The following is a 2,648-nucleotide window of genomic DNA, read 5'->3' on the forward strand; positions in this document are numbered from 1 at the left end:
GGCCTATGTGCAGCTGGGATCGCTGCCGCTGACGCCCAACGGCAAGCTGGACCGCAAGGCGCTGCCGGCGCCGGACGAGCAGGCCTGGAGCCGGCGCGCCTACGAGGCACCGCAGGGCGAGGTGGAAGCCACGCTGGCGGCCATCTGGGCCGAGCTGCTGCAGCTGGAGCGCGTGGGCCGCCACGACAACTTCTTCGAACTGGGTGGCCACTCGCTGATGGCGGTGAGCCTGATCGAGCGCATGCGCCGTGCGGACCTCCATGCGGACGTCAGCGAACTATTTACCGCCACCACGCTCGCCGAGCTGGCTGCGGTCACGACACAAATCAAGGAGATCACGCTGTGACGGTCATCGACCTGCTGAGCCTGCTGGAAAAGAAGAACCTTGCGCTCTCGCTCAACGGAGACAAGCTCGTAGTCAAGGGCAACGACCAGGCCTTGGCCGACCAGGCGTTCCTGGCCTTGCTGCGCGAAAACAAGCAATCGCTCATCGATCTGCTCAAGAGCGGCAACTACACCGCTGGCTCCGTGAATGGGCCTGCGGTGCCCCCCAATCGCATCCCTGAGCATGCGCAGGCAATCACCCCGGACATGCTCACCCTGGTGTCTTTGGAACAGGACGCGATCGATCACGTGCTGGCCGGTGTGGAAGGTGGTGCGGCCAATGTGCAGGACATCTACCCGCTGGCCCCGCTGCAGGAAGGCATCCTGTTCCATCACCTGATGGAGAAGGAGGGCGACCCCTACCTGCTGCCACAGCTGCTGGGTTTCGCCAGCCGCGAACGCCTGGAGCGCTTCGTGGGAGCGCTGCAGCAGGTGATAGACCGTCACGACATCCTGCGCACAGGCGTGGTCTGGGATGAAGTGCCGGAGCCGGTGCAGGTGGTGTGGCGGCGGGCTCGTCTGAATCTGCAATGGGAGCAGTTCGACCCTGCACAAGGCCCCGTCTCCGAGCAGCTCCAGGCAAGATTTGACCCGCGCCGACACCGGATGGATCTGGGCCGCCCCCCCTTGCTGCATTGCCATGCTGCGCAGGACGAGGCAGCCGGCCGTTGGGTGCTGCTGGTGCTTGTCCATCACCTGGCGATCGATCACACAACGCTGGAGCTGCTGGTCGAAGAGGCGGTGGCGATCGAGCAGGGTCTTGCAGCGCAGCTGCCCCGCCCGGCGCCTTTCCGCAACTTCGTTGCGCAGGCCAGGCTGGGCGTGAGCCGAGAGGAGCACGAAGCCTTCTTCCGCCAGATGCTGGGGGACATCGAGGAGCCGACGGCGCCCTTCGGACTGCTGGATGTGCAGGGGGACGGTTCGGACATCGGCGAGGCCCGCTTGATGCTGCCCATGGACCTGTCCTCGGCGCTGCGCCGCTGCGCCCGCCAGCTGGGCGTGAGCGCGGCCAGCGTGTTCCACCTGGCCTGGGCCCTGATGCTGGCTTGCACCTCGGGCCGCTCCAAGGTGGTCTTTGGCACGGTGCTGTTCGGTCGCATGCAGGGCGGTGAGCACGCGGACCGCGTGCTGGGCATGTTCATCAACACCCTGCCGGTGCGCGTGAACGTCGACGAGCAGGGCGTGGCCGACAGCCTGCGAGCGCTGCATGGACTGCTGGCCAGGCTGCTGCGCCACGAGCACGCACCGCTGGCGCTGGCGCAGCGCTGCAGCGCGGTGCCGGCCCAGGCACCGCTGTTCAGCGCCCTGCTGAACTACCGGCACAGTGCGGGAGGCGCGTCTGGGGAAGACGGCCAGGACGAGGACGAGGCGGAAGACACGATCGAAGGCCTGGGCGGACACGAGCGGACGAACTACCCGCTGACGCTGTCGGTGGACGACCTGGGCGACGGCTTCCAGATCACGGCCCAGGTGGCCAGGCCCATCGAGGCCGAGCGAGTGTGCGGGTTCCTGCACCGGGCGCTGGAGCAGGTGGTGGGCCTGCTCGAACAGGCCCCGGCGACGCCGCTGAATCGGATCGGCGTGTTGCCTCTTGCCGAGCGCGAGCAGGTGCTGCATGGCTGGAATGCGCAGAGCGCCCTGTCCTATGAGCGTGAGGCGGTGCTGCACGAGCTGATCGAGGCGCAGGTGCGGCGCACGCCGCAGGCGGTGGCGCTCAGGGCGGGGGAAGTTGAGCTGAGCTACGCAGAGCTCAACGCCAGGGCGAACCGGCTGGCGCGAAGGCTGAGGTCCCTCGGTGTGGGGCCGGATGCGCGGGTGGCGGTGTGCAGCGGGCGCAATGAGCGCCTGGTGGTGGCGCTGCTGGCGGTGCACAAGGCAGGCGGGGCGTATGTGCCGCTGGACCCGGCGTACCCGAGCGATCGGCTGGCCTACATGCTGCAGGACGCTGGACCGCAGGCGGTGCTGGTGGACGAGCAGGGGCTGGAGGTGCTGCGAGCCAGCGCGGGCGAAGCGCTGCAGGGGCTGCAGCTGCAGGCGCTGGAGCAGGAGCTGGCGGAGGAGTCCGCCGAGGACCTGGCGCGGGACGGGTTGCAGTCCAGCCATCTGGCCTATGTGATCTACACCTCGGGTTCGACGGGCAGGCCCAAGGGCGTGGCGATCGAGCACCGCAATGCGGTGAACTTCGTGAGCTGGGCGCTGCAGGCCTTCCAGGCGGAGGACTTCAGCCGCAGCCTGCTGGCGACCTCGATGAACTTCGACCTGGC

General features: G+C 68.1%; 2 protein-coding genes. Both read left to right on the forward strand.

The window, feature by feature from the left end:
* The coding region (locus ABDJ40_RS24600) for a phosphopantetheine-binding protein (protein WP_347613739.1) at nt 1–346 on the forward strand (346 nt) is incomplete at its 5' end.
* The coding region (locus ABDJ40_RS24605; protein ID WP_347613741.1) for a condensation domain-containing protein at nt 343–2,648 on the forward strand (2,306 nt) is incomplete at its 3' end. The genes ABDJ40_RS24600 and ABDJ40_RS24605, both read left to right, overlap by 4 nt.

Origin of the sequence: Roseateles flavus, from assembly GCF_039872765.1 — a bacterium.
Lineage (GTDB): Bacteria > Pseudomonadota > Gammaproteobacteria > Burkholderiales > Burkholderiaceae_C > Roseateles_B > Roseateles_B flavus.